Origin of the sequence: Chitinophaga sp., assembly GCF_035564935.1 — a bacterium.
Lineage (GTDB): Bacteria > Bacteroidota > Bacteroidia > Chitinophagales > Chitinophagaceae > Chitinophaga.
On the sequence record NZ_DATMTE010000311.1, the window covers coordinates 1 to 1,750 of the forward strand.

Annotated in this window: 2 protein-coding genes; both read left to right on the top strand. The window is 47.6% G+C overall.

Features of this window, described 5'->3' with window-relative positions:
* Positions 1 to 183 precede the first annotated feature (183 nt).
* Positions 184 to 690, top strand: a complete 507-nt coding sequence (locus tag VN105_RS08305) for a T9SS type A sorting domain-containing protein (protein ID WP_325639764.1) — start codon at positions 184 to 186, stop codon at positions 688 to 690.
* A 27-nt stretch (positions 691 to 717) separates the two neighbouring features.
* Positions 718 to 1,750: type IX secretion system outer membrane channel protein PorV (gene porV, locus VN105_RS08310; protein ID WP_325639766.1), on the top strand; the 1,033-nt coding region annotated here is incomplete at its 3' end.

The window sequence follows — 1,750 nt, forward strand, 5'->3', positions numbered from 1 at the left end:
AATGAAGATTGAGCGCTAATAAGCGAAGACCCGAATGAAAAATCCGTCCAATAAATCAAATCGTCATGAAATAGAAAGATACTCCACGCGCTTGTATAACAGGCAGATAAGTTATTTACGATTGTAGCCCTCCTGTCCGGCGCTGTAGCAGTTCCTGAACATTTTAATTATAACCATATATATATGAGATCAATTGTACTCAGATGCACTCTCGCACTGTTGTTGCCTGTGTGCCCCTATATTTCATCCCATGCCCAGGTAGCGCTTAAACGCCAGGTGGTGGCCAATACAGGCGGTTCCGCCGTAGTTCAGAACATCCAGTTCCAGTACACCGTGGGAGAACCCATAATATTACCCATAACAGATGGCAGGGTACTACTGACACAGGGATTCCAGCAACCGGAAGATTTTATAAAGCTGACACCCGGCGTAAACCCGGTAAAGAGCTATATACTGTTCCCCAATCCGGCTGTTACCAACACTAGGGTTGTATTTGACCTGCTCGCAAGAGTAAATGTAACCCTTGAGCTGATCAACCCCGCCGGGCAGGTGATACATCACCAGTTCCTGGAAATGGGCCCGGGCAAAAGCACGGTAGTGCTACCTGTGAACCATTTTGCTTCCGGTATTTATACAGTTATGCTGAACGTAAACGGCAATGTATTCTTTGAGAAACTTATTGTGCAATAACACCATCACCCTTTAACAGATGATATTATGAAATACAGTTATACACTCGTGCTTCTTGCCGGTATACTGGCCACAGGTATGCGGTTAACGGCACAGAAGGCTACTCAAAAACCTCCGAACATCGGCGCCAGCTTCCTGCTGGTTAATCCCGACACCAGGAGCAGCGGTACCGGGGATGCCGCCACTGGTTTATCAGCGGATGCCAACTCCCTGTTCTCAAATGCGGCGAAAATAGTATTTGCGGGCGACTGGGGCGTGAGTGCCAATTATTCTCCATGGATGTGGGAGCTGAACAACAATAAGTCCAACATGGCTTATGTATCCGGCTATAAAACCTGGAACGGAACAGAAGGGATTGGGCTTTCCATGAAGTATTTCAATTACGGCTCCGTTACTTTCCGGGACGACAATGGTACAGTGTTACAGGACTATAGCCCTAAAGAATTTGCCATAGATGGTGCTTACGCCAGAAAACTCGGCAACCATACATCGCTGGCCATCGGTATGCGATATGTGCGCAGCCAGCTGGGACAGGGTTCCTACAATAATATTCAGCAGAAACCGGCATCGGCCGTAGCCGGCGATATCAGCTATTATTACCAGAACAGTGTAGACAAACTCGACTTTGGTAACCGCTATTGCTTTGGGGTTAGTATCACCAATATCGGAACAAAGCTGCAGTACTCAGACGACAACAACAGGAAAAGCTTCCTGCCGATGAATCTTCGTATCGGTGGCGGCTATACGTTTGTGCATACCCATGAACACGAATTCACCCTTTCTGTAGACATCAATAAGTTACTGGTGCCTACGCCTCCCCTGTACGCCCTGGATTCCAATGGCATAGAAACCAGCCAGATCCTGAAAGGTAAAGATCCGGACCGTGGTATAGTGGATGCGATGTTCTCTTCCTTTGGCGATGCCCCCGGAGGTTTTCATGAGGAACTAAGGGAGTTCACCATTGGATCGGGTGTTGAATATGCCTACCGGCAGGCTTTTTTTGTACGGGCGGGATATTTCTATGAACATCCCAATAAGGGTTACCGGCAACACTTTTCTG